The sequence below is a fragment of the uncultured Pontibacter sp. genome (assembly GCF_947502515.1).
GTDB lineage: Bacteria > Bacteroidota > Bacteroidia > Cytophagales > Hymenobacteraceae > Pontibacter.
This window is the reverse complement of record NZ_CANNAI010000003.1, coordinates 240,879-261,167: the sequence shown is the minus strand read 5'-3', so window position 1 is coordinate 261,167 and position 20,289 is coordinate 240,879. Positions and strand designations below refer to the sequence as shown.

Here is a 20,289-nt window from a genome sequence, read left to right as displayed (position 1 = left end):
TAATTCCTTTTGTAAAGGGAAATCAAACATTGCATGGAAGAAACTACCGCCGCAGCACCTCTTATCACCAACGATGCCGTCGTGCTGGGCATTCTCGTCGTCATATTAGCGATCATATTCAAGACATCATCCAGCGAACGCACCGTCTTCAGGAAATTCTACTCGGTAGTGCCTTCGCTCTTGCTGTGTTACCTTATTCCGAGTTTGCTGAACTCCCTGAACATTATCTCTGGTGAAACCTCAGCACTGTACGGGATGGCCTCACGTTACCTGTTGCCAGCGAGTTTAGTGCTCTTCACTATCAGCCTCGACCTGAAAGAGATCTGGAAACTGCGCCACAAAGCGGGACTTATGTTCATTACCGGTACGGTCGGTATTGTGATTGGTGGTCCGCTGGCAATCCTTATTGTCTCCACTTTTGCACCCGATGTGGTGGGAGGAGCGGGGCCTGATGCCGTCTGGCGTGGACTGACCACCATTGCAGGCAGCTGGATTGGCGGCGGTGCCAACCAATTGGCGATGTACGAGATCTTCCAGCCTAGTCCGAACCTGTTCTCTGCCGTGATTGCCGTGGATGTGATCGTGGCTAATATCTGGATGGCAGTATTGTTGTACGGATCAGGGAGATCAGAAAAAATAGACGCTTTCTTTAAGGCCGACAGTTCGGCAGTAACTAACCTTAAAAATAAGATTGAGCAATACCGCAAGAGTATCATGCGGGTGCCTACTATGCCTGATCTGATGCTGATAGCAGGTATAGGCTTTGGTTTGACAGGGCTTGCGCACTTCTTTGCGGATATTATCGCACCCTGGATTGAGGCGAATGCACCAGAGTTGGCTCGTTTCAGTCTCACCTCCGGTTTTTTCTGGTTGGTGGTGCTGGCTACCACTTTTGGTATGCTGCTTTCAACTACCAAAGCCCGTAACCTGGAAGGCGCGGGTGCTTCGCGTGTTGCCAGTATATTCCTTTACATCCTGGTGGCGACTATCGGTATGCAGATGGATGTGACGGCCATCGTGAGTCAGCCGGGTTTGTTCCTGGTCGGTCTTATCTGGATTTCGATGCACATGTTGCTGCTCTTTATAGTGGGCAAGCTCATCAAGGCACCGTTCTTCTTCCTGGCTGTGGGTAGTCAGGCGAATGTTGGAGGTGCGGCTTCGGCTCCGATTGTGGCGGCGGCCTTCCATCCGGCACTGGCTCCTGTTGGCGTGCTATTGTCTATTCTGGGCTATGCCGTGGGTACCTATGGGGCTTATATCTCAGGTATACTCATGCAGCTCGTAGCAGAGTAGCGAATTATTGTTAATGTATTAATGTTCAGTATGTAATGTTGTTGTCAGGCTTTGGCGCCTGCCCACGTTTTAAAACCTATACTATGATTAGAAAGAGTCTTTTTGCGTTGTTGCTCCCACTGGTGCTTTCGGCCTGTGCGGGCACACAAACCACGACATCTGAAAATGCAACTACCGCAAGCGCTGCTACCGCTGTTTCTCCTGCCAAGGTGCACATTGATGCAGTGCGTCAGCAGTTCGCCCCTGATAAGCGTGTGGCGCTGTTTGATGTGGAGCCTAATGGCAACGTGCTACGTGGCGAAACCAACATGCCGGAAGCCAAAGCGGATCTGCTCAAGCGTCTGCAGGCGGCCAATGTTTCGTTTGTAGACAGTATACAGGTGCTGCCGGAAGCAGAACTGGAAGGGAAGCACCAGGCCATCGTAACGATCTCGGTTGCCAACCTGCGTTCTCAGCCAAAGCACTCAGCCGAACTGGCCACACAGGCGACCATGGGTACTCCGCTCAAGGTATGGAAGAAGCAAAATGGCTGGTACCTGGTACAGACGCCTGACCAGTACCTGGCCTGGGTAGACTATGGTGGCGTGGCCCTGATGGACCAAACAGCCTTCAACAACTGGCAGCAGGGCAAAAAGCTGATTTACACCAAAACCTATGGTTTTGCGCACGCCACGGGAGACAAGAACGCTACCATTGTGTCGGATATGGTGTATGGCGACGTGATGGTGTTGAAGAACAAAACGAAAGATTTCTATGAAGTGGCTTTCCCGGATGGCCGAACCGGATTTGTATCTGCTGCCGAAGCCATGGACTTCAAGGAGTGGGTAGCCACCCGTAAACCGACTGAGGAGAACCTGGTAGCTTCCAGCAAAGAGATGCTGGGTATGCCATACCTGTGGGGCGGCACTTCCGTGAAAGGAATGGACTGCAGCGGCTTTACCAAAACCATCTTCTTTATGAACGGCCTGGTGCTGCCGCGTGATGCATCGCAGCAGGTGCACATTGGCGAGTTGGTGCCGACTGACAAGGGTTGGGATGAATTGCGTCCAGGTGACCTGTTGTTTTTTGGCGTACCTGCCAAAGACGGTAAGCCGGAGCGTGTGGTACACGTTGGTATGTGGATTGGTGGGAATCAGGAATTCATTCATTCCGCCGGACGTGTGCGTATCAACAGTATGAACCCATCGGCTGAAAATCATGATGCTTCCGAACTGGCTCGCTTCCTGCGTGCCAAGCGTATATCACCGGAAGCAACGCTGGTAGATTTGCGTCAGAAGCCGCTGTATGAATAAGGTATAGCATAGGACCAATAGAAAGGCAGTGGCGAGAGCTACTGCCTTTTTTTGTGGTGTGATTTATTGAAATAGCAAGTCTTATGACTGTAGATGGAGTGGGCCTGTCTCAGGATAGGAGTTCAACCTAGGTGGGACAAGTACGCGACATCGCCTAGGGTAACCTCGCCGACTACTTCAATATGAATTCAACCTAGGTAAGAGATGTATTTAACCCTCGGCAATAGATTGAGTTTTATTAAAAATTACTCTGGGCGCAGGTTGTTAAATTATTTTTTATTTAATTGATTTATACTTTAATAAAAATTTAACAAAAGTTTTTGGATATAATCTCTTAATCCTCGTACTTTATAGTATAACACCAAAACTGATAGCATGAGCGCATTCCTGGCACTGGAAGAAGGATATCTGGAGAAGCTGAACCACGTGGAGCGGAAGAAGCATCTGCAGAAGATCAAGATCGTGCGGCATTTGTATGTAAAGGGCGCTCGCTCTAATGCTGACATCTGTAACCGCTTCAATATCAGTTCGCCAACCTCCATGGCTTTGCTAAACGAATTGATGGCTGAAGGGCTGGTGGAGAAGCAGGGGCGCGGCGAATCAGTAGGAGGGCGAAAGCCGGAGCTGTATGGACTGCGCAATAATTCTCTTTTCGTGCTGAGCATTGAAATGGAGAAGTTCAGTACCCGCATGGCCATTTTTGATGGGAACAATAACAACATCACCGGTATCCATACCTTTCCACTAATTCTCTCAAAAGATCTCAACGCTATTGAGGAGTTGTACCAGCATGCCAACAGCCTGGTGCTTTCGGCAGGTATAGATACTGACAAACTGATGGGCATTGGCCTAAGCATGCCAGGCCTTGTGTCATCACGCGAAGGTGACAGCTATACCTATTTGCTCACGGGGCAGAACGAAACGCCCCTGCAGGATCTGCTGGCGTTGAAGTTCAGCAAGCCAGTCTACATCCAAAATGACGTGAAAAGCATCACCCTGGCAGAATACCGCTTTGGGGCAGCGCAGAGCAAACGCGACGTGCTGGTGCTCACACTGGACTGGGGCATCGGTCTGGGCATCATCATGGACGGGAAGCTGCGTGTGGGCACCTCCGGTTTTGCGGGCGAGTTCGGCCACATTCCTTTTATCGACAACGGCGTGCTGTGCCACTGCGGCAAGCGGGGCTGTCTGGAAACGGTGGCTTCGGGAAGTGCGCTGGCACGTATGGCCCGCGAAGGGCTTCAGGCGGGACAGGGAACTTTGCTTAAAGCGCTGTCTGACCACGAGCCGGAGAAGATTGAACCGCAGGCCATCATACAGGCGGCAAACGAAGGGGACCAGTACGCCATCAACATATTGGCCGAAACAGGCCGCAACCTGGGCAAAGGCATCGCCATGCTGATCCAGCTGTTTAACCCGGAGCTGATCATCATCGGGGGCAAAATGGCCGAAGCCAGGCAGTACCTCACCACCCCGATACAGCAATCGATCAACACGTACTGCATGACGCAGCTGCGCGAACGCACTGAAATAGCACTCTCCAAATTGGGGCAGGAGGCAGGTATACTAGGGCCGGTAGCCACGGTAATGGAGCGCATTTTTGAGCACCGCATTGAATCAACGAAATAGCAGAACAACGAAACACAACATCACATTATAGCACAAATAAAATGGCACGATTAAATCTTCTGGAAGAAACCCGATTTGAAAAGCTTCCGGTTACTGTTTACTCCGATGAATATGTCGCTTCCGTAAAAGTGGCGCAGCGCATTGCGGAGTTGATCCGATACAAGCAGGGGCGCAACGAGAAGGCTGTGCTCGGTCTGGCCACTGGTGCCACGCCGGTGAAGGTATACGCCGAACTGGTGCGCCTGCACCGCGAAGAAGGCCTGAGCTTCCGCAATGTGATCACCTTCAACCTGGACGAGTACTACCCGATGCAGCCGACAGCGGTGCAGAGCTACGTGACGTTCATGAACGAGAATCTGTTCGACCACATTGACATCAACAAAAACAACGTGCACATACCGGATGGCACCCTGCCGCAGGAAAGAATCCATGACTATTGCCTGGAGTACGAGCGCAAGATCGAAGCCGTAGGCGGACTGGATTTGCAGCTGCTGGGGATAGGCCGTACAGGTCACATCGGTTTCAACGAACCGGGCTCTGCGCCAAACTCAGGCACACGCCTGGTGACGCTCGACGACCTGACTCGTCGCGATGCCTCCCGTGACTTTGGTGGTAAAGAAAATGTGCCGCGCAAAGCCATCACTATGGGTATTGGTACCATCTTCAAAGCCCGCGAGATCATCCTGATGGCCTGGAGCGGAAAGAAAGCACCGATCATCAAGAAAGCCGTGGAAGGCGAGATGTCAAGCGACGTGCCGGCTACTTACCTGCAACTGTCCGACAATGTGGAGTTTGTGCTGGATATGGACGCCGCTTCGGATCTGACTCGCTTCAACACGCCATGGCTAGTGAAAGACTGCGTATGGGATGATGCCCTGATCAAAAAAGCGGTGATCTGGCTGTCACAGACGGTGAAGAAGCCGATCCTGAAGCTGACCGAGGAGGATTACAACAACCACGGCATGGCTCAGTTGATCACCGAGAAAGGCACTGCCTACGAAATCAACATCGATATTTTCAATAAACTGCAAAGCACCATCACCGGCTGGCCAGGCGGTAAACCAAATGCCGATGACAAGCGTCGTCCGGAGCGTGCCGAGCCTGCCCGCAAGCGTGTAGTGATCTTCTCGCCACACCCGGATGATGATGTGATCTCGATGGGTGGTACCTTTATCCGCCTGGTAGACCAGGGGCATGATGTGCACGTAGCCTACCAGACTTCTGGCAACACCGCCGTGTGGGACGACGATGTGCTGCGCTACATGGAGTTTGCCATCGACTTCAACAAAAGCATCGGCCAGGAAACGGATCACCTGGAAAACATTTACGAAGACATGCGCGGCTTTATTGATAACAAGCAGCCAAATCAGCTCGACACACAGGAAATTCGTGACGTGAAGGGCTTTATTCGAAAAAGCGAAGCTATTGCCGGTGCCCGTTATGCCGGTCTGGACGACAATCACATCCACTTCATGGCGCTGCCTTTCTATGAAACAGGCAAGACCGTGAAGAAGCCGGTGACTGATATTGACGTGGAACTGACGATGGAACTGCTGCAGCAGGTGAAGCCGCACCAGGTGTTTGCCGCCGGCGACTTTGCTGACCCGCACGGTACGCACATCGTTTGCTTCAATATTGTGCTAGCGGCTCTCTCTCGCCTTCGTGAGACAGAGGATTGGGCCAAAGATTGCTGGCTGTGGATGTACCGCGGCGCCTGGCATGAGTTCGCTACCCACGAGATCGAGATGGCTGTGCCGCTGTCGCCGCAGGAAGTAGAGCGCAAACGCAACGCCATCTTCAAGCACCAGTCGCAGAAAGACCGTCCGGTGTTCCCGGGTGATGACGCCCGCGAGTTCTGGGTACGTGCTGAAGAGCGCAACCGCGAGACCGCCAAGAGCTACGATGACCTGGGCCTTGCCAACTACGAAGCGATGGAAGCTTTCGTGAAATGGAAATTCTAATTTGATCAATGACAGCTAAAACGAAGCAAATTGCTTAGCTTTGTTTTAGCTGTTTTTTTTATTCCGGAGAGAGGTAACTGCTTCTATTTTTGTCATCCCGTAAGGATCTTGTTGGCAAGTGGCATCGGCTTAGATTCTTGAAGTTAAAGCCTTATCATGCAGTTGCACATTTTTAGAGTACGGAGCTGGGTTTGAGCTTTTTAACATTGGTATAGAGTCTATCTTTGTTGGAGACGGCTTTTTATCACCATATGAAAGTTGGAGCCGAGTCTCAGTAACATACAAATAGCTATTACATCGCCATTAACCAACCCAACCATAACACCCGTTTCTGACATGACTTTCAGAAAAAACATTCTCACCCTTTTGCTTTCGATTTTCTGCACGGCAGGTATAGCTACGCTTTCTCAGGCACAGGTAAAACCCGAGTCGCTCTCACTGATACCGCAGCCCGTGAAGCTGACCACCCAGAAAGGAGGCTTCCTGGTGCAGCCCTCCACCAAGGTATATGTGGACCCCAAAAATGACGATCTGCTGCGTGTAGGCGAATTTTTGGCGCAGCACATCGAGGACGCAATCGGACATAGGCCCGAGGTAATCCAGAAGAAACCAAAGAAAAAAGAGACGAACCTGATTCATCTGACGCTGAAGACAGATAACGACACGCTGGGTGCGGAGGGGTATACCTTGAGCGTTACCCAAGGCCGCATAACACTGGCTGCAAAGGAAGCACACGGTGCTTTTCTGGGTATGCAGACTGTGCGTCAACTGCTGCCAGCTCAGAAAACGTCAGAGTCGGCGCTTATACCTGCGCTCCAGATCGTGGACAAGCCCCGCTATACCTGGCGCGGCATGCACCTAGACGTAACCCGCCATTTCTTCCCGGTGGAGTTTGTGAAGCAGTACATCGACTACCTGGCCATGCACAAGCTAAACAGCTTCCACTGGCACCTGACGGACGACCAAGGCTGGCGCATCGAGATTAAAAAATACTCAAAGCTGACTGAGGTGGGCGCTTACCGCGACAGTACCCTGATCGGGCACTACTGGGACCTGCCGCAGACTTACCGCAAGCGCCGTCACGGTGGTTACTATACTCAGGAGCAGATCAAAGAGGTGGTGAAGTATGCGCAGGACCGCTTTATCAACGTAGTGCCGGAGATTGAGATGCCTGGTCACGCGCTGGCGGCGCTGGCTGCTTATCCGGAGCTTTCGTGCACGGGCGGTCCGCACAAAGTAGAGTCGAAGTGGGGTATTTTTCCTGATATTTTCTGTGCCGGTAACGAGCAGACGTTTGCGTTCCTGGAAGATGTGCTCACGGGAGTGATGGAGCTCTTCCCGAGCAAAGTGATTCACGTAGGAGGAGACGAAGCTCCAAAAACCCGCTGGAAAGTATGTCCGAAATGCCAGAAGCGCATCAAGGACGAAGGCCTGAAAGACGAACACGAACTGCAGAGCTATTTTGTGCAGCGCATGGAGAAGTTCGCTAACAAGAACGGCCGCATCATCATCGGCTGGGACGAGATTCTGGAAGGTGGCCTGGCACCGAACGCTTACGTGATGTCGTGGCGCGGCACCAAAGGAGGTATAGCTGCTGCTAAAGAAAAGCACTACGTCGTGATGTCGCCGGGTACGCCTCTTTACTTCGACTACTACCAGGGCGAGCGTGACCTCGAACCAACCACCATACACGGGTATAACCCACTTTCCAAGGTATACGCCTACGATCCAACGCCAAGCGAACTGTCTGCTGAGGAGAAAAAGTACATCCTGGGTGCGCAAGCCAACATGTGGACTGAGTATGTCTCCACTGAAGAGCACATAGAGTACATGGTGTTCCCGCGCATAGCAGCACTGAGTGAAGTGCTGTGGACGCCTGCCAAACTGAAAGACTGGAAAAGTTTCCAGAACCGCATGACCCAGCAGTACAAGCGTTATGATGCGTTGGGAGTCAATTACGCCCGCAGTGCTTTCAATGTGAACCAGCAACTGCAGGTAGACTCGACAAGCAATCGGGCCACTGTGACCTTCGATACGGATGCGGCTGATGTGACCATCCACTATACCCTGGACGGATCGGAGCCAAGCACTCGATCACAGGTATACAAAGGACCGTTCTCGCTCAACAGAACCTCAACTATCAAAGCCGGGTCTTTTGTGAATGGCAAGCTGGTGGGCAAGGTGAGCACCCGTACGTTTGAGGCGCACAAAGGCTTTAACAAGACCATCACACTCACTACGCCGGCTCATCAGAATTTCGCTAAGAAAGCAAAACTGGTAGACGGCCTGAAAGGCTCGACCGATCAGTACGATGGTCACTGGGTTGGCTTCCTGGACACAGATGTGGAGGCGATCATCGACCTGGGGAAAGAGCAGCCGATCAAAAGAATAAGCACGAACTTTATGCAAAACATTGGCTACCGTATTTTCCTGCCGGTGCAGGTAGAGTATGCGCTGTCAGTGGATGGCATCAGGTATGTGACCGTAGACACGATCGACGATCCAAACCCACTGGGTGCAGAGGGCATCACGACCCACGAAGTCGCTGCCACACTGCCACTTACCCGTGCCCGCTTTGTAAAAGTGAAGGTCCGAAGTGTAGGCGTGAGCCCTGATAAGTACCCTTCAGCCGGACAGAAAACCTGGCTGATGCTGGACGAGATCGTGGTGGAGTAATCTGTAGCTCAAATTTAAAGGTTATAACACCTGATATAAGCGAGATAAATTTTATATTGTACCCTTATTCCCGGGCTTAATCTTCGGGAACAGTTTTGCACCTTATCTATACCTAAACTTATCATGACTAAAGTAGCCCCTTCCACAAATAGCAAAACCGGGCAGGAAAATGCTTCTGGTGGGTACATGCGCTCGATCATCATTATTGGTGCGCTGTTCTTTATCTTCGGCTTCGTTACCTGGCTGAACTCCCTGCTGATTCCCTACCTGGAGATTGCCTGTGAACTCACCAAGTTCCAGTCTTTCTTCGTAACCTTTGCTTTCTACATCGCTTACCTGGTCATGGCGCCGCTGTCTACCAGAGTGCTGACGAAGTTTGGTTTTAAGAATGGCATGTCGGTGGCTTTGGTCGTGATGGCGGTCGGGGCGGCCCTATTCATACCTGCCGCTATGACCCGCGTTTACCTGATGTTCCTGGCAGGCCTGTTCATCATTGGCTGTGGTCTGGCTATCCTGCAGACGGCTTCTAACCCCTATATCACGATCCTTGGTCCTGCCGAAAGTGCTGCCAAGCGCATCAGCATCATGGGTATTTGCAACAAAATGGCTGGTGCGGCTGCTCCGATTATCCTGGGCTTTTTCCTGAACCTGGAAGATGCAGATAAGCTGAAGTCAGAGGTGCTGGGTATGACGGACGCCGCTCGTGAGGCGGCTTTGAATGAAATGGCGCTGCAGGTGATACCTCCTTATATTGGCATTGTAGTAGTGCTGTTGATACTCGGATACTGGATCTATCGCTCCAGCCTTCCTGAAATAGACACCGATGCGGAAGATGAAACAGTAGCAGCTGCCAACACCGGCAAGAAGAGCGTATTTGCTTTCCCACACCTGTTGTTGGGCGTATTCTCACTCTTCCTATATGTGGGTGTGGAGGTAATTGCTGTTGACTCGATTATTAGCTACGGCGTATCTTATGACATTGCACTCACCACAGCACAGTACTTTGCCAGCGCGACCATGGTTGCGATGGTAGTCGGTTACATCATCGGTATCATTGCCATTCCAAAGTATATCAAGCAGGAGAATGCGCTGAAGTTTTGTGCCATTTTAGGTATAGCGTTCTCGCTGGGAGCCATCTTCACGTCAGGTTACGTTTCAGTAGGCTTCATTGCCCTGCTTGGTCTGGCAAACTCTCTGATGTGGCCAGCCATCTGGCCACTGGCATTGGCTGACCTGGGCCGCTTTACCAAAGCCGCTTCTTCGCTGCTGGTGATGGGTATAGCCGGTGGTGCTATTCTGCCACTCGTATATGGTGCCCTCGCCGATATCATCAATTCGCAGCAGGCTTACTGGATCATGGTGCCTTGCTACCTGTTCATCCTGTACTATGCGATGGCCGGGCATAAGATCAGAACAAGATAATTTTTAGAACCTCATAAACAGCGACAGGAGCCCCGAAAGAGGCTCCTGTCGCTGTTTATGAGGTATAGGCAATCTGCTGCGATGCTTAATATCAGCAGGTATAGCCCAGGTATATCGTTTTACTATATAGTATTTGGCAAGATTGTTGATTCTGCAGCTACAGTTGTTGTTGCAGTAGTTGCATCTGCAGCCTGGGCCTTGTTATCGTCGCAGGAGTTGAATAAGGCGAGGATGAGTAGGGTCAGCAGCAGCACCCCGTATAGTCTGTTCAGCATGGCTTCTCAAGTTTACAGTGCCAGGAGTTTGGCACTTGGAGTAGTACGCAGGTGGCAGCAGCTTAGTTGAGGCGAAGTACCCAAAGCTGAAGAAATTAATTTTATAGGACGGAAGCTATGGATAGTTTAGTTTTTAAAACAATAGCACTAAATACAGACACAGGCATGACAAGGTATTCAGGTGAATACATACATTTGTACCTGCCAAATAGGTTTTATCTCTCACAATTATAAAATAAACTTAATATGCAACGTCTTAAACTCTTATTCCTGGTTGTACTGTCTGTTGCCACGATGGCATCTTGTACCACCTCCCGCAAGAAAAACAGCAACACCGGACAAGTAGTTATTATCAAAGACAGCAAAGCCGGACATAGAGGCTATAAAAGAGGCTGGACCAAGAATACAAATAACCCGCATCACCCACGCACCACTAACCCAGGCCATACCAAGCACAAGCAGGGGAAGGGAGGCAACACTGTGATCATCGTCAATAACAACAATACCACTGTGAAGCAGGCCGCTCCCAAAGGAAAGCCGGGTAATGGCAATCACCATAATGGCGGAAAAGGAAAAGGTGGTCAGGGCAAAGGAAATCAGGGTAAAGGAAAAGGCGGCAAGAAATAAGCCGCTGCACGCTTGCATCCTGCTACTGTCAGGTATAGGCAGGTCCGGTTTCGGACCTGCTTTTTTTATTCTCAGGAGTCTGTAGGCAGGGTTTGGTCGTGAGAATAGTAGGATTTGTATATAGAAAACGGAAATAGGTATAAATATCCTGTGTTATGAAATTAAAATGACTATGTTTATAACATATCCTATGACGCATTGTGCAGGATAGATATGTGCCGCCTTTTCCAGGCAATGAATAACAACCTTAATTTAAAAAATCTTTTAGATGAACAAGAAGTTTTACACCCTGGCTCTGACCGCCATCCTGTTGGGGACGTCAGTAGAACAGGTTGTGCTGGCTCAGAAGCCGGTGACGACAGCTGTAGCAGAACTGGATCAACCTATTCCGCTCAACCCCAATGTGCGTACCGGTAAGCTCGCCAATGGCTTGACTTACTACATTCAGAAAAACGGTACACCTGAGAAGCGCGCCGAGCTGCGACTGGCTGTAAACGCTGGTTCTATTCTGGAAGATGACAGCCAGCAGGGGCTAGCCCACTTTGCTGAGCACATGGCCTTTAACGGCACCAAAAACTTCAAAAAGAACGAACTGATCAACTACCTGCAGTCTGTTGGGGTAAAGTTTGGCGCCCACCTGAATGCCTATACCGGCTTCGATGAAACGGTGTACATCCTGCCTATACCTACCGATAAGGAGGAGATCATCGACAAGAGCTTATTGATCCTGGAGGACTGGGCTTTTAATGTGACTTTCGAAGGCGAGGAGATCGACAAAGAGCGTGGCGTGATCGTGGAAGAGAAGCGCTCGCGGCAGGAGGCAGGTATGCGTATGGCTTACCAGTACTTCCCGGTGCTTTTCAAAGACTCCAAGTATGCGCAGCGTCTGCCAATCGGCACTGACGAGGTGCTTAAGACCTTCAAGCACGAGGAGATTCGCCGTTTCTACAAAGACTGGTACCGCCCCGATCTGATGGCCGTGGTAGTAGTGGGCGACATCGACGTGGATGCGATGGAGCAGAAGATAAAAGCGAGCTTCGGCAAGTATAAGGCTTCAGCCAATCCAAAAGAGCGTAAGAGCTTTGAGATTCCTAGTCACAAAGAAACACTTGTTGCGATTGTACGCGACAAGGAAGCAACCATGCCTGGCTTGCAACTGCATTATAAGAAAGACGCTCAGAAGCTGAAGACACTGGGTGATATGCGTAACAAGCTGGCCCGCGACATGTACAACGGCATGCTTAACCAGCGCCTGAGCGAACTGCAGCAGCAGGCCGATGCGCCGTTCCTGTTTGCCAGCACATCTTATACGTCACTGCAGGGCCTGAGCGCAAAAGACGCTTATTCATCTTACTTAACCACAAACGAAACGGGCGTGCTGCGTGGTCTACGAACAGTGGCTGAGGAAAACGAGCGTGTTAAACACCATGGCTTTACGGACTCTGAACTGAGCCGTTACAAAACCCAGATGCTTGCTTCTTACGAACGGGCCTATAACGAGCGCAGCAAAACGAACTCGGGGGTATACGTGAACCAGTACGTAGCCAACTTCCTTGACAACATGCCGGCCACAGGTATAGAGTTCCAGTACGAGTTCATCAAGAAACATCTGGAAGGCATCACGCTGGCAGAAGTAAACCAGCTGGCTGCTCAGTGGATCACAGAGGATAACCGTGTGGTTGTGATCACCGCACCTGATAAGGAAACTGTTAAGTTGCCAACAGAAGCGGAGGTATTGGCCATCCTGAAAGAAGCCTCTACCGCTGACCTGCAGCCTTACGAAGATAAAATGACAGCAACCGCCCTGATGGAAGAAACACCTAAGGCCGGTACGATCGCCAAAGAAAGCAAAATCGAGAAACTTGGCGTAACAGAACTAACGCTCTCCAACGGAGTACGTATTGTGCTGAAGCCAACCGATTTCAAAGACAATGAGATCCTGATGTCGGCTTACAGCCACGGTGGTCACTCGCTTTACAGCGACGCCGATTACCACACCGCGACGTTTACTTCCGAGATCGTGTCACGCAGCGGCCTGAAGGATATGTCGGCAGTGGATCTGCGCAAGGTAATGGCTGGTAAGAGTGCCAACGTCAATGCTTTCATCTCCGAGTTGCGCGAAGGACTCTCAGGTATGGCGACGCCTAAGGACCTGGAGACTATGCTGCAGCTGACACATCTGAAGTTTACGGCTCCTCGCAAGAGCGAGCAGGATTTCCAGGCGTTCCTGACGCAGTATAATGGCATCCTGCCTAACCTGATGGCCAGTCCGCAGAACTATTTCTCTGACCAGGTAGCCCGCATCATGACGCAGGACCACTTGCGCGCTGGCAGTATACCTACAGTAGAGCATCTGCAGAAAGTAAACCTGGACAGGGCTTTCGAGATCTACAAAGATCGTTTCAGTGATGCCAGCGACTTTACCTTTGTATTTGTGGGCAACTTTGATGTAGAGCAGGTGAAGCCGATGCTGCAGACATACCTGGGAAGCCTGCCATCTACTAACCGCAAAGAGAACTTCAAGGATGTAGGCAAGCGTGCGCCAAAAGGTGTTGTTACCAAAGATCTGGTGAAAGGCACCGATCAGAAGAGCAATGTGATGATCAGCTTCCGTGACCAGACCAAGTATAGCAAAGAGAAGAGCTATCATCTGGCTGCCCTGTCTGAGGTAATGAAGATCAGGCTGACAGAGAAGCTTCGTGAGGAAATTGGCGGCGTATATGGAACCAGCGTATCTGCCAGCACAAGCCGGATACCTTACCAGAACTACGCCTTCAACATCAGCTTTACCTGTGCTCCCGAAAATGTTGACAAGCTGGTAGCTGCCACTTTCGAAGAGATCCAGAAGCTGCAGAAGAGCGGTGCGATCGAGGCTGATCTGGCCAAAGTAAAAGAGGCGGACAGACGCAGCATCGAAACCAGCATGCGTGAAAACCGTGCCTGGCTGAGCTCACTTGAAAACGCTTACTATTACGGTGAGCAGCCTACTGCCATCAACGATAAGTTGGAACTGGTGGAGAAGCTTAATTCCAAAGATATCAGCAAGGCCGCTAAGAGCTATCTGAAAATGAATAACTACATTAAAGTAGTGATGAATCCAGAGCCTGCACAGTAAGCAAGTCCATCACTAAAACTTAAGGTGCTGCATGTAGCATGGTTTCGACCTGCTGCATGCAGCACCTTTTTTGTATAATTTTATAACTAATATAATTTATTCATGTAAAATGAATAAATTATATTAGTTATAAAATTAGGAAAGCTTATGAAAAGAGTACTTCCATACCTGGTTCTATTAGTTATGCTGACGGGGACTACAATTAATTACTCCTGTTCATCTTTAAATAGAAGCTCTAATGCTATTCTGATGGACGATAGGGGCAGCATGCGTTACATCAAAGGCAAGCCGGACAGAGTGCACAAAAAGTGGAAGGCAAAATCGTCTTACAAGCCCAAGAATAACAAAGTAGCGACACGCAGAAATGCTGACTGGTAGATCTTTCAAAAGAAGCTATCAGAAGGTGTTGCTGATACATTTATATACAGCTTGCGTATAGGCAGCTATGGAAACGGCAAACACGCACTATACACGCACACCCCGCACCGAAAACCTGAAATGGGTTGACCGGATCACCCACCTGATGGACAACCAGTTCCGCTTGCCTGGCACTAACTGGCGATTTGGGCTGGACCCCATTCTGGGGCTTTTTCCTGTGGTGGGCGACCTGGCTTCGTTTAGTGTGTCGGCTATGCTGATCCTCACCATGGCCCGCTATGGCGCCAGTGGTAAGATGGTCACCCTGATGCTCCTCAACGTGGCATTGGATGCCCTGTTTGGCAGTATACCTATCCTTGGAAATATCTTTGACTTTGCCTTCAAAGCAAATGAACGTAATGTGCGCATGCTCCGGGCGCATTACGAAGAGGGCAAGTACCAGGGCAGTGGCAAAAACATCATTCTGGGGGTTGTCATCGGCATTGTCGTGATCTTCATTCTGCTAATATGGGCCATCTGGGAGCTGCTGGCTTTTGTGTACCAGCTGGTGCAGGGCTGGTTCTAAACAGACTTATATTCTGCCAAGCGCCTTTGCCACAGCTACTGCCTTGTGTGCGCTGGCTTCCTTGTCTTTTATCTCCAGCATGATATCCATGTCGATGCCCTCAGTTTCCACCAGGAAATCGTGGAAAGCCTGCTCGCCGATGCTTTGTACATGTTTGCCTTTGCGCTCTCCAGGCGATTGGGCACTATAGTCTACCATCAGTACACCGTCACGTTCGGGTTGCCAGGTCTGGGCAGCCAGCATCACTGCCTCCCGCATCGGTTCACCATTGTTCACACACTCGTGGTGCAGGTTATCGAAAATGATAGGCATACCTGTTAGTTCGTGCAGCACCAGGCAGTCGGTGAGGCTGTAGGTGCGGTCGTCGTTCTCTACGCAGAGGCGTGCCTTAACCGTCTCAGGCAGCATGGTGTGATATACCTCTGCAAAGCGATTGAGCGCAGATTCCTTGTCACCATAAGCACCGCCACCGTGTATCTGCAACTTAGCGGTAGTGTCCAGTCCCATCAGGTCGAGGATGCTACCCTGGTATACCAGTTCGGCTATACTGTTGTGCACTGTTTGAGGGGTAGGGGAGTTAAGCACCACAAATTGATCAGGGTGCATGGATATACGCAGGTTGTGGCGCTTAATGTAATCACCGAGCCGGCGCAGGGTCAGTTTAAAGTGCTCCTGCCAGTTGTAAGTGTTGACAGGGTGCGATGCAAAAGGCACCAGATCGGATGTGAGCCTGAAAAAGTACAGTCCATGCTCTACATTGAATTCCAGTATGCGGCGCAGACAGCTCAGGTTTTGCTCCACTGTCTGAATTAAACGTTCTTCAGAGTAAGAGGCTAACCGAAATGTGCGGGAAGAGGAACAGTCCAGGGTCTCGTTAATGCAAGGATATCCGATTTTCATAAGGTATAGAGGTATGGCTATACCTTAACCTACGCACAAGCAAATGGTTTTGGTGAAATCTAATTTCAGGAAGAGATACTTTACCGGTCTATTTCGTAGCCGGTGTTGTCCTTAAAGAAGCGGTTGTAGTTCTCTTTTTCCTCTCTGCGGCGCTTCAGTTCCTGGATCAGCAGCAATTGCTGCAGTTTCTGATTTTGCTTTCCTTCTTTAGAAAACATATCATACAACAGCGAAATAGGGCTGAGTGGGGTAGGAGCAACAGGAGGAGGTGGAGGACCAGGCTCTAGTTCAGGACGATAGCCTTTGCGCTTTACATACTCTGGCTCTTCCGTTTTCATGTTGCGCAGCGCCCGCTGTATCATTTCCTCGGATGGCCGGCTGGTGATCTCCACTTCACCGAGCATCACACTGTCAGGCTGCAACACAATGTTGACGCGGAGCTCTGAAACGGGCAGGTTACGGGGCAGGTATAGCAGAGGCTTAAAGCCAACGGCACGGATCAGCAGCGTATCGCTCTGGTTGATATCAATGAGGAACTTGCCTTCTGCGTCAGAAATAACGCCATAGTTCGTGCCATAGCGGATAACTCCTGCGCCAGGTATAGGGGTGGTTTTGTCGGGTTCGAGTACGGTACCGCTCACGCGTATATTGCGCTGCGCCAGTGCCGGGAGTGCACTCACAAGCAACAGGGCAGAAAGAAGCAGTAGTCGTAGCAGGTATAAGGGCATGTTTCAGCTGCGGCCACTTTAGCGGTGGCAAGGGGTTAATGTCAATACGCCGGAAAAGGCTAAAAAGTATGCCGCCGCCAAAATATATAACTGCGCTGCGGCATGGTGCTAAATTACAAAATTTAACGGAAAGCGTGCACTAAAAGCGAAAGCCCATAGCTACGGGCGCTATGGGCTTTCAATACTATTTATACGGCCAGATAACCTATTGGTTATTATCTGTGCCATTGCCAGCATTTGAGTTGCTTCTAGGCAAGTTGTTATTGCTGCCTGAGTTATCGAGCTGGTTAGTGCCGTCATTGCTCATACCCCAATAGTTGGCGCGTTTTTCCTGATATTGGTTATATTGCTCCTGGGTTAGGATGGATTGTAACTCACGGTCTGTATCCTGCATGATGCGCTCACGCTCCGTGTCCAAATCTGTTGCACCAGTTGTACCAGCCGCATTGTTTTGTGCGTTCGTGTTCATATTGGTTCGGGTGTCGGTCATCGTGCCTCCATCCATGTCATAACGGTCCTTGTTAGTAGTAGCTGTGTTGTCTACATCTTCCGCTACCTGGCCACCCATACGGTTGGTTTCATTGTAGTTGTACTCCAGCTCACTCAGGCGACGCTCACGTTCATACAGTACTTGCTGTACTTGATTCTGGGTCGCCGTGTCGAGACGCATATCCGTAGCCATCTGGCCGGCTATACGCTCAGAGTTGCTGCGCCACATGGCATCAGAGTTTGACATATCTGTTGTGGTGCCCATGGCTGTTTCATTGCCTCTGATATGGCTTTGGTTTACGTTTTCGTCCTGGTTTGCGTCTGCTGTTTCATAAGTCCTGCCCCTGTCTTCACTACAAGACGCAAACATCATGGCACTCACTACAGCTATCGAATAAAATATCTTTTTCATCTTCTTATACTCTAAAATTAAACTTATAAAAGCCTGTTGTATTTGCTTTGAAATAGTATAAAACAAATATGGCTTGCTCTAGTGTTTTACGGCGGATGGTTCGATAGGTTTATATGGCGCTTTGTAATAGCTGCTTATGGCTGTTGTTAAAATTTGTTTGGAGATGTTTTTTGGTGCGGTTGAAGCCTGTTTAAAAAAGATGTTATCTATGGAAAGCCATGATCGGTAATTCAATTGAAGGGAAAGGTGGAAATATGATAAAACATATATTTGGGTATGGCTTACGTGGAGCTATACCTGCTGATATAAAAAAAGAGCCGACAGTTAAGCCGGCTCTTTCTATGTGATTATTGTAGTTAATTATTTCTTAGGCCCTTCTCAGTTCAAAAACTGTAATCTCGGGCAGGAAGCCCACACGACCCGGGTAGCCGATAAAACCAAGTCCGGTATTTACATAGAGGTGCTGTCTGCCACGCTTGTACAGACCGGCCCACTGCTCGTACACATACTGCACCGGGCTCCATTTCAAACCAGGTATGTTCACCCCGAACTGCATGCCATGGGTATGACCCGAAAGAGTCAGGTCTATGTCATCATACTTCTGATTGATCTCACCATCCCAATGCGAAGGGTCGTGCGAAAGCAGTACTTTGAACGGACTGCTCTCTGCACCAGTGTAGGCCTTACTCAGGTCTCCATATTTCGGAAAGCCCGCCCGGTTGCCCCAGTTCTCCACACCCAGGATCGAGATGTGCTCTCCGTCTTTTTCGATGCGGCGGTTCTCGTTCAGCAGCACGTCCCAGCCCATGCGGCGCTGAGTGTCTACCAATGTTTGCAGGTTCTGCGTCTTCGCCTCACGGCTCTCCCAACTCACGTAGTCCCCGTAATCGTGGTTGCCGAGAACTGAGAAAACGCCCTGTTTCGCCCGGATTTCCTTCAGCGTGTCTACATGCGGCATCAGCTCTGTGGCCACATTGTTCACCAGGTCGCCCGTGAAGAATACCAGGTCCGCCTCTTGTTTGTTGATAAGGCGCACAGCCTCTTTCAACGGTTCCGTAGAGGTAAAGCTGCCTGTGTGCATATCTGAGATCTGCAGCATCTTGAAGCCTTCAAAAGCCGCCGGCAGGTTAGGGAAGCGGAGTGTAATGCGCTTTACACGGTAATCATAAGCGCCTTTCACCATGCCGTAAATGAAAGCTGAAAAAGGCACCGCAGCCACGAGCAGGCCCATCTGGTTTAGGAACTTGCTTCGCGAAGGGTCAAAGGTCGTTTCTCCGCTGTTTACGTTGTTGAACACCATCTTGCCCAGGCGAAGCGCATCATCCACGAACAGGAAAAGCACAATTACCAGCTTAGAAGCAAAGATGATGAAAAGTGTGCTGGCCAGGTATGTTTTAAAGGCATCTGGCGGCGTGCCGCGAGTAAATGAAGCCAGTGCAAATGTGCCAGCCGTAATGGCAAACACAACCCAGTGCAAAATATAGATAATGCGCTGCGTACTGGCCGAGAGGTTCTGACTGACTGTTTTGATGGCCTGAAAGACATAAAAGTCCACCAGGAATAGGATGAAAATGACTATTCCTATTGAAAAGAATCGTTGCATGTTGTATGGTAATAGCTGCTTAGGAACAGACCGTGGCAGCTTTTGTTTAAAATTGGATAATATGATAAAAAAGTAAGCAAACCGCCCACCTACTCTGAACTATTTTCAGGTGAAACAGATTCACTTAGCAATCATTTCTCTAACAAAATCTGTACCGCAGTGAAAGAAGAAGCTACGTCTGCACTTTTGGCATACGATACCGCCACCCTCAACATCAAAACCTGGGCCGAAGAAGACCGTCCGCGCGAGAAGCTCCTGCTCAAAGGCAAGTCCGCCCTGAGCGACGCTGAGCTGATTGCCATCCTGATCGGATCTGGTACCCCAAAACTGACTGCTGTGGACGTAGCCAAGCTCATACTGGCGGCTGTGGGCAACGACCTGAACGAACTGGCCAAACTGACAGTAAAAGACCTGACCAAAATAAAAGGTATAGGCGAAGCGAAGGCCATTTCGATTGTGAGTGCGCTGGAACTGGGCCGTCGGCGCAAAGAAACCGCTTCTGCTGCCAAAACCCGCATCACCTGCTCCACCGACATCTACAACTACATCAAACCCCAACTGCTTGACCTGCCACACGAAGAGTTCTGGGTGATTTTGCTAAACCGCGCCAACGTGGTCATGAAAAAAGAGAGCATCAGCAGCGGGGGAGTAGCGGGTACAGTGGCCGACCCGAAAATGATCTTCAAGAAAGCCATCGAACAGTTGGCAAGTTCTATCATACTGGTGCACAACCACCCGAGCGGCAATATCAAGCCAAGCGGCGCCGACATCGCCCTGACCAAAAAGATGAAAGAAGCCGGCCAGTTCCTCGATCTGCCGATCCTGGATCACATCATCTTTACCGACAACGACTACTACAGCTTCGCCGATGAGGGAATGTTATGAGTTAGAAGGTTTAAGAAGTTTGAAAATTAAGAACGGACA

General features: G+C 50.2%; 15 protein-coding genes. 11 read left to right on the top strand and 4 right to left on the bottom strand.

Translation table 11 applies throughout. The annotated features are described in order from the left end of the window. Positions 1 to 33 precede the first annotated feature (33 nt). The 10 genes from Q1A54_RS10310 (at position 34) to Q1A54_RS10265 (ending at position 15,233) form a co-directional block, all read left to right on the top strand. A complete protein-coding gene (locus Q1A54_RS10310; protein WP_196117387.1) occupies positions 34 to 1,293 on the top strand; it encodes a DUF819 family protein in 1,260 nt (419 codons plus the stop codon). A gap of 83 nt (positions 1,294 to 1,376) precedes the next feature. Next, a complete protein-coding gene (locus Q1A54_RS10305; protein ID WP_299987373.1) occupies positions 1,377 to 2,585 on the top strand; it encodes a C40 family peptidase in 1,209 nt (402 codons plus the stop codon). Positions 2,586 to 2,960: 375 nt separating this feature from the next. Beyond that, positions 2,961 to 4,214 (top strand): ROK family transcriptional regulator, encoded by a 1,254-nt coding sequence (locus Q1A54_RS10300; RefSeq protein WP_299987371.1) that lies wholly within the window; start codon positions 2,961 to 2,963, stop codon positions 4,212 to 4,214. Then, a complete protein-coding gene (gene nagB / locus Q1A54_RS10295; protein WP_299987907.1) occupies positions 4,211 to 6,175 on the top strand; it encodes a glucosamine-6-phosphate deaminase in 1,965 nt (654 codons plus the stop codon). The genes Q1A54_RS10300 and nagB overlap by 4 nt, the downstream gene beginning before the upstream one ends. A 336-nt stretch (positions 6,176 to 6,511) precedes the next feature. Continuing rightward, the gene (locus tag Q1A54_RS10290) at positions 6,512 to 8,851 is read left to right on the top strand and encodes a glycoside hydrolase family 20 protein (protein ID WP_299987369.1); all 2,340 of its coding nucleotides are present in this window, start codon (positions 6,512 to 6,514) and stop codon (positions 8,849 to 8,851) included. A 123-nt stretch (positions 8,852 to 8,974) separates the two neighbouring features. Then, the gene (locus Q1A54_RS10285) at positions 8,975 to 10,273 is read left to right on the top strand and encodes a sugar MFS transporter (RefSeq protein ID WP_196117397.1); all 1,299 of its coding nucleotides are present in this window, start codon (positions 8,975 to 8,977) and stop codon (positions 10,271 to 10,273) included. 521 nt (positions 10,274 to 10,794) lie between these two features. Next, positions 10,795 to 11,175, top strand: a complete 381-nt coding sequence (locus tag Q1A54_RS10280; protein ID WP_299987366.1) for a hypothetical protein — start codon at positions 10,795 to 10,797, stop codon at positions 11,173 to 11,175. Between the two features lie 268 nt (positions 11,176 to 11,443). Further along, on the top strand, positions 11,444 to 14,290 hold the full coding sequence (locus Q1A54_RS10275) for a M16 family metallopeptidase (protein WP_299987364.1): 2,847 nt from the start codon (positions 11,444 to 11,446) through the stop codon (positions 14,288 to 14,290). Positions 14,291 to 14,437: 147 nt separating this feature from the next. Further along, on the top strand, positions 14,438 to 14,668 hold the full coding sequence (locus Q1A54_RS10270; RefSeq protein WP_299987362.1) for a hypothetical protein: 231 nt from the start codon (positions 14,438 to 14,440) through the stop codon (positions 14,666 to 14,668). Positions 14,669 to 14,735: 67 nt separating this feature from the next. Further along, positions 14,736 to 15,233: a DUF4112 domain-containing protein gene (locus Q1A54_RS10265; protein WP_007653943.1), complete on the top strand. Its 498-nt coding sequence runs from the start codon at positions 14,736 to 14,738 to the stop codon at positions 15,231 to 15,233. Positions 15,234 to 15,239: 6 nt separating this feature from the next. On the opposite strand, the gene uvsE is transcribed toward Q1A54_RS10265, so the two are convergent. The 4 genes from uvsE to Q1A54_RS10245 form a co-directional block, all read right to left on the bottom strand. Continuing rightward, complete coding sequence (uvsE, locus tag Q1A54_RS10260; protein WP_299987358.1) at positions 15,240 to 16,133, bottom strand: UV DNA damage repair endonuclease UvsE; 894 nt, start codon at positions 16,131 to 16,133, stop codon at positions 15,240 to 15,242. Between the two features lie 80 nt (positions 16,134 to 16,213). After that, positions 16,214 to 16,861 (bottom strand): carboxypeptidase-like regulatory domain-containing protein, encoded by a 648-nt coding sequence (locus Q1A54_RS10255; protein WP_299987356.1) that lies wholly within the window; start codon positions 16,859 to 16,861, stop codon positions 16,214 to 16,216. A gap of 205 nt (positions 16,862 to 17,066) precedes the next feature. Next, the gene (locus tag Q1A54_RS10250) at positions 17,067 to 17,762 is read right to left on the bottom strand and encodes a hypothetical protein (RefSeq protein ID WP_299987354.1); all 696 of its coding nucleotides are present in this window, start codon (positions 17,760 to 17,762) and stop codon (positions 17,067 to 17,069) included. A 367-nt stretch (positions 17,763 to 18,129) separates the two neighbouring features. Continuing rightward, a complete protein-coding gene (locus tag Q1A54_RS10245) occupies positions 18,130 to 19,365 on the bottom strand; it encodes a metallophosphoesterase (protein ID WP_299987352.1) in 1,236 nt (411 codons plus the stop codon). Positions 19,366 to 19,551: 186 nt separating this feature from the next. Between Q1A54_RS10245 and radC the strand changes: the two genes are divergently transcribed. Continuing rightward, positions 19,552 to 20,250 carry a DNA repair protein RadC gene (gene radC / locus Q1A54_RS10240; RefSeq protein WP_299987350.1) on the top strand — a complete coding sequence of 233 codons (699 nt, stop codon included), beginning with the start codon at positions 19,552 to 19,554 and terminating at the stop codon, positions 20,248 to 20,250. The last annotated feature ends 39 nt before the right edge of the window (positions 20,251 to 20,289 follow it).

What these genes read in the sequence shown, in the direction of transcription:
- Q1A54_RS10310 (WP_196117387.1), top strand. Translation starts at nt 34, where the DNA reads ATGGAAGAAACTACCGCCGCAGCACCTCTTATCACCAACGATGCCGTC.
- Q1A54_RS10305 (WP_299987373.1), top strand. Translation starts at nt 1,377, where the DNA reads ATGATTAGAAAGAGTCTTTTTGCGTTGTTGCTCCCACTGGTGCTTTCG.
- Q1A54_RS10300 (WP_299987371.1), top strand. Translation starts at nt 2,961, where the DNA reads ATGAGCGCATTCCTGGCACTGGAAGAAGGATATCTGGAGAAGCTGAAC.
- Q1A54_RS10290 (WP_299987369.1), top strand. Translation starts at nt 6,512, where the DNA reads ATGACTTTCAGAAAAAACATTCTCACCCTTTTGCTTTCGATTTTCTGC.
- Q1A54_RS10285 (WP_196117397.1), top strand. Translation starts at nt 8,975, where the DNA reads ATGACTAAAGTAGCCCCTTCCACAAATAGCAAAACCGGGCAGGAAAAT.
- Q1A54_RS10280 (WP_299987366.1), top strand. Translation starts at nt 10,795, where the DNA reads ATGCAACGTCTTAAACTCTTATTCCTGGTTGTACTGTCTGTTGCCACG.
- Q1A54_RS10275 (WP_299987364.1), top strand. Translation starts at nt 11,444, where the DNA reads ATGAACAAGAAGTTTTACACCCTGGCTCTGACCGCCATCCTGTTGGGG.
- Q1A54_RS10270 (WP_299987362.1), top strand. Translation starts at nt 14,438, where the DNA reads ATGAAAAGAGTACTTCCATACCTGGTTCTATTAGTTATGCTGACGGGG.
- Q1A54_RS10265 (WP_007653943.1), top strand. Translation starts at nt 14,736, where the DNA reads ATGGAAACGGCAAACACGCACTATACACGCACACCCCGCACCGAAAAC.
- uvsE (WP_299987358.1), bottom strand. Translation starts at nt 16,133, where the DNA reads ATGAAAATCGGATATCCTTGCATTAACGAGACCCTGGACTGTTCCTCT.
- Q1A54_RS10255 (WP_299987356.1), bottom strand. Translation starts at nt 16,861, where the DNA reads ATGCCCTTATACCTGCTACGACTACTGCTTCTTTCTGCCCTGTTGCTT.
- Q1A54_RS10250 (WP_299987354.1), bottom strand. Translation starts at nt 17,762, where the DNA reads ATGAAAAAGATATTTTATTCGATAGCTGTAGTGAGTGCCATGATGTTT.
- Q1A54_RS10245 (WP_299987352.1), bottom strand. Translation starts at nt 19,365, where the DNA reads ATGCAACGATTCTTTTCAATAGGAATAGTCATTTTCATCCTATTCCTG.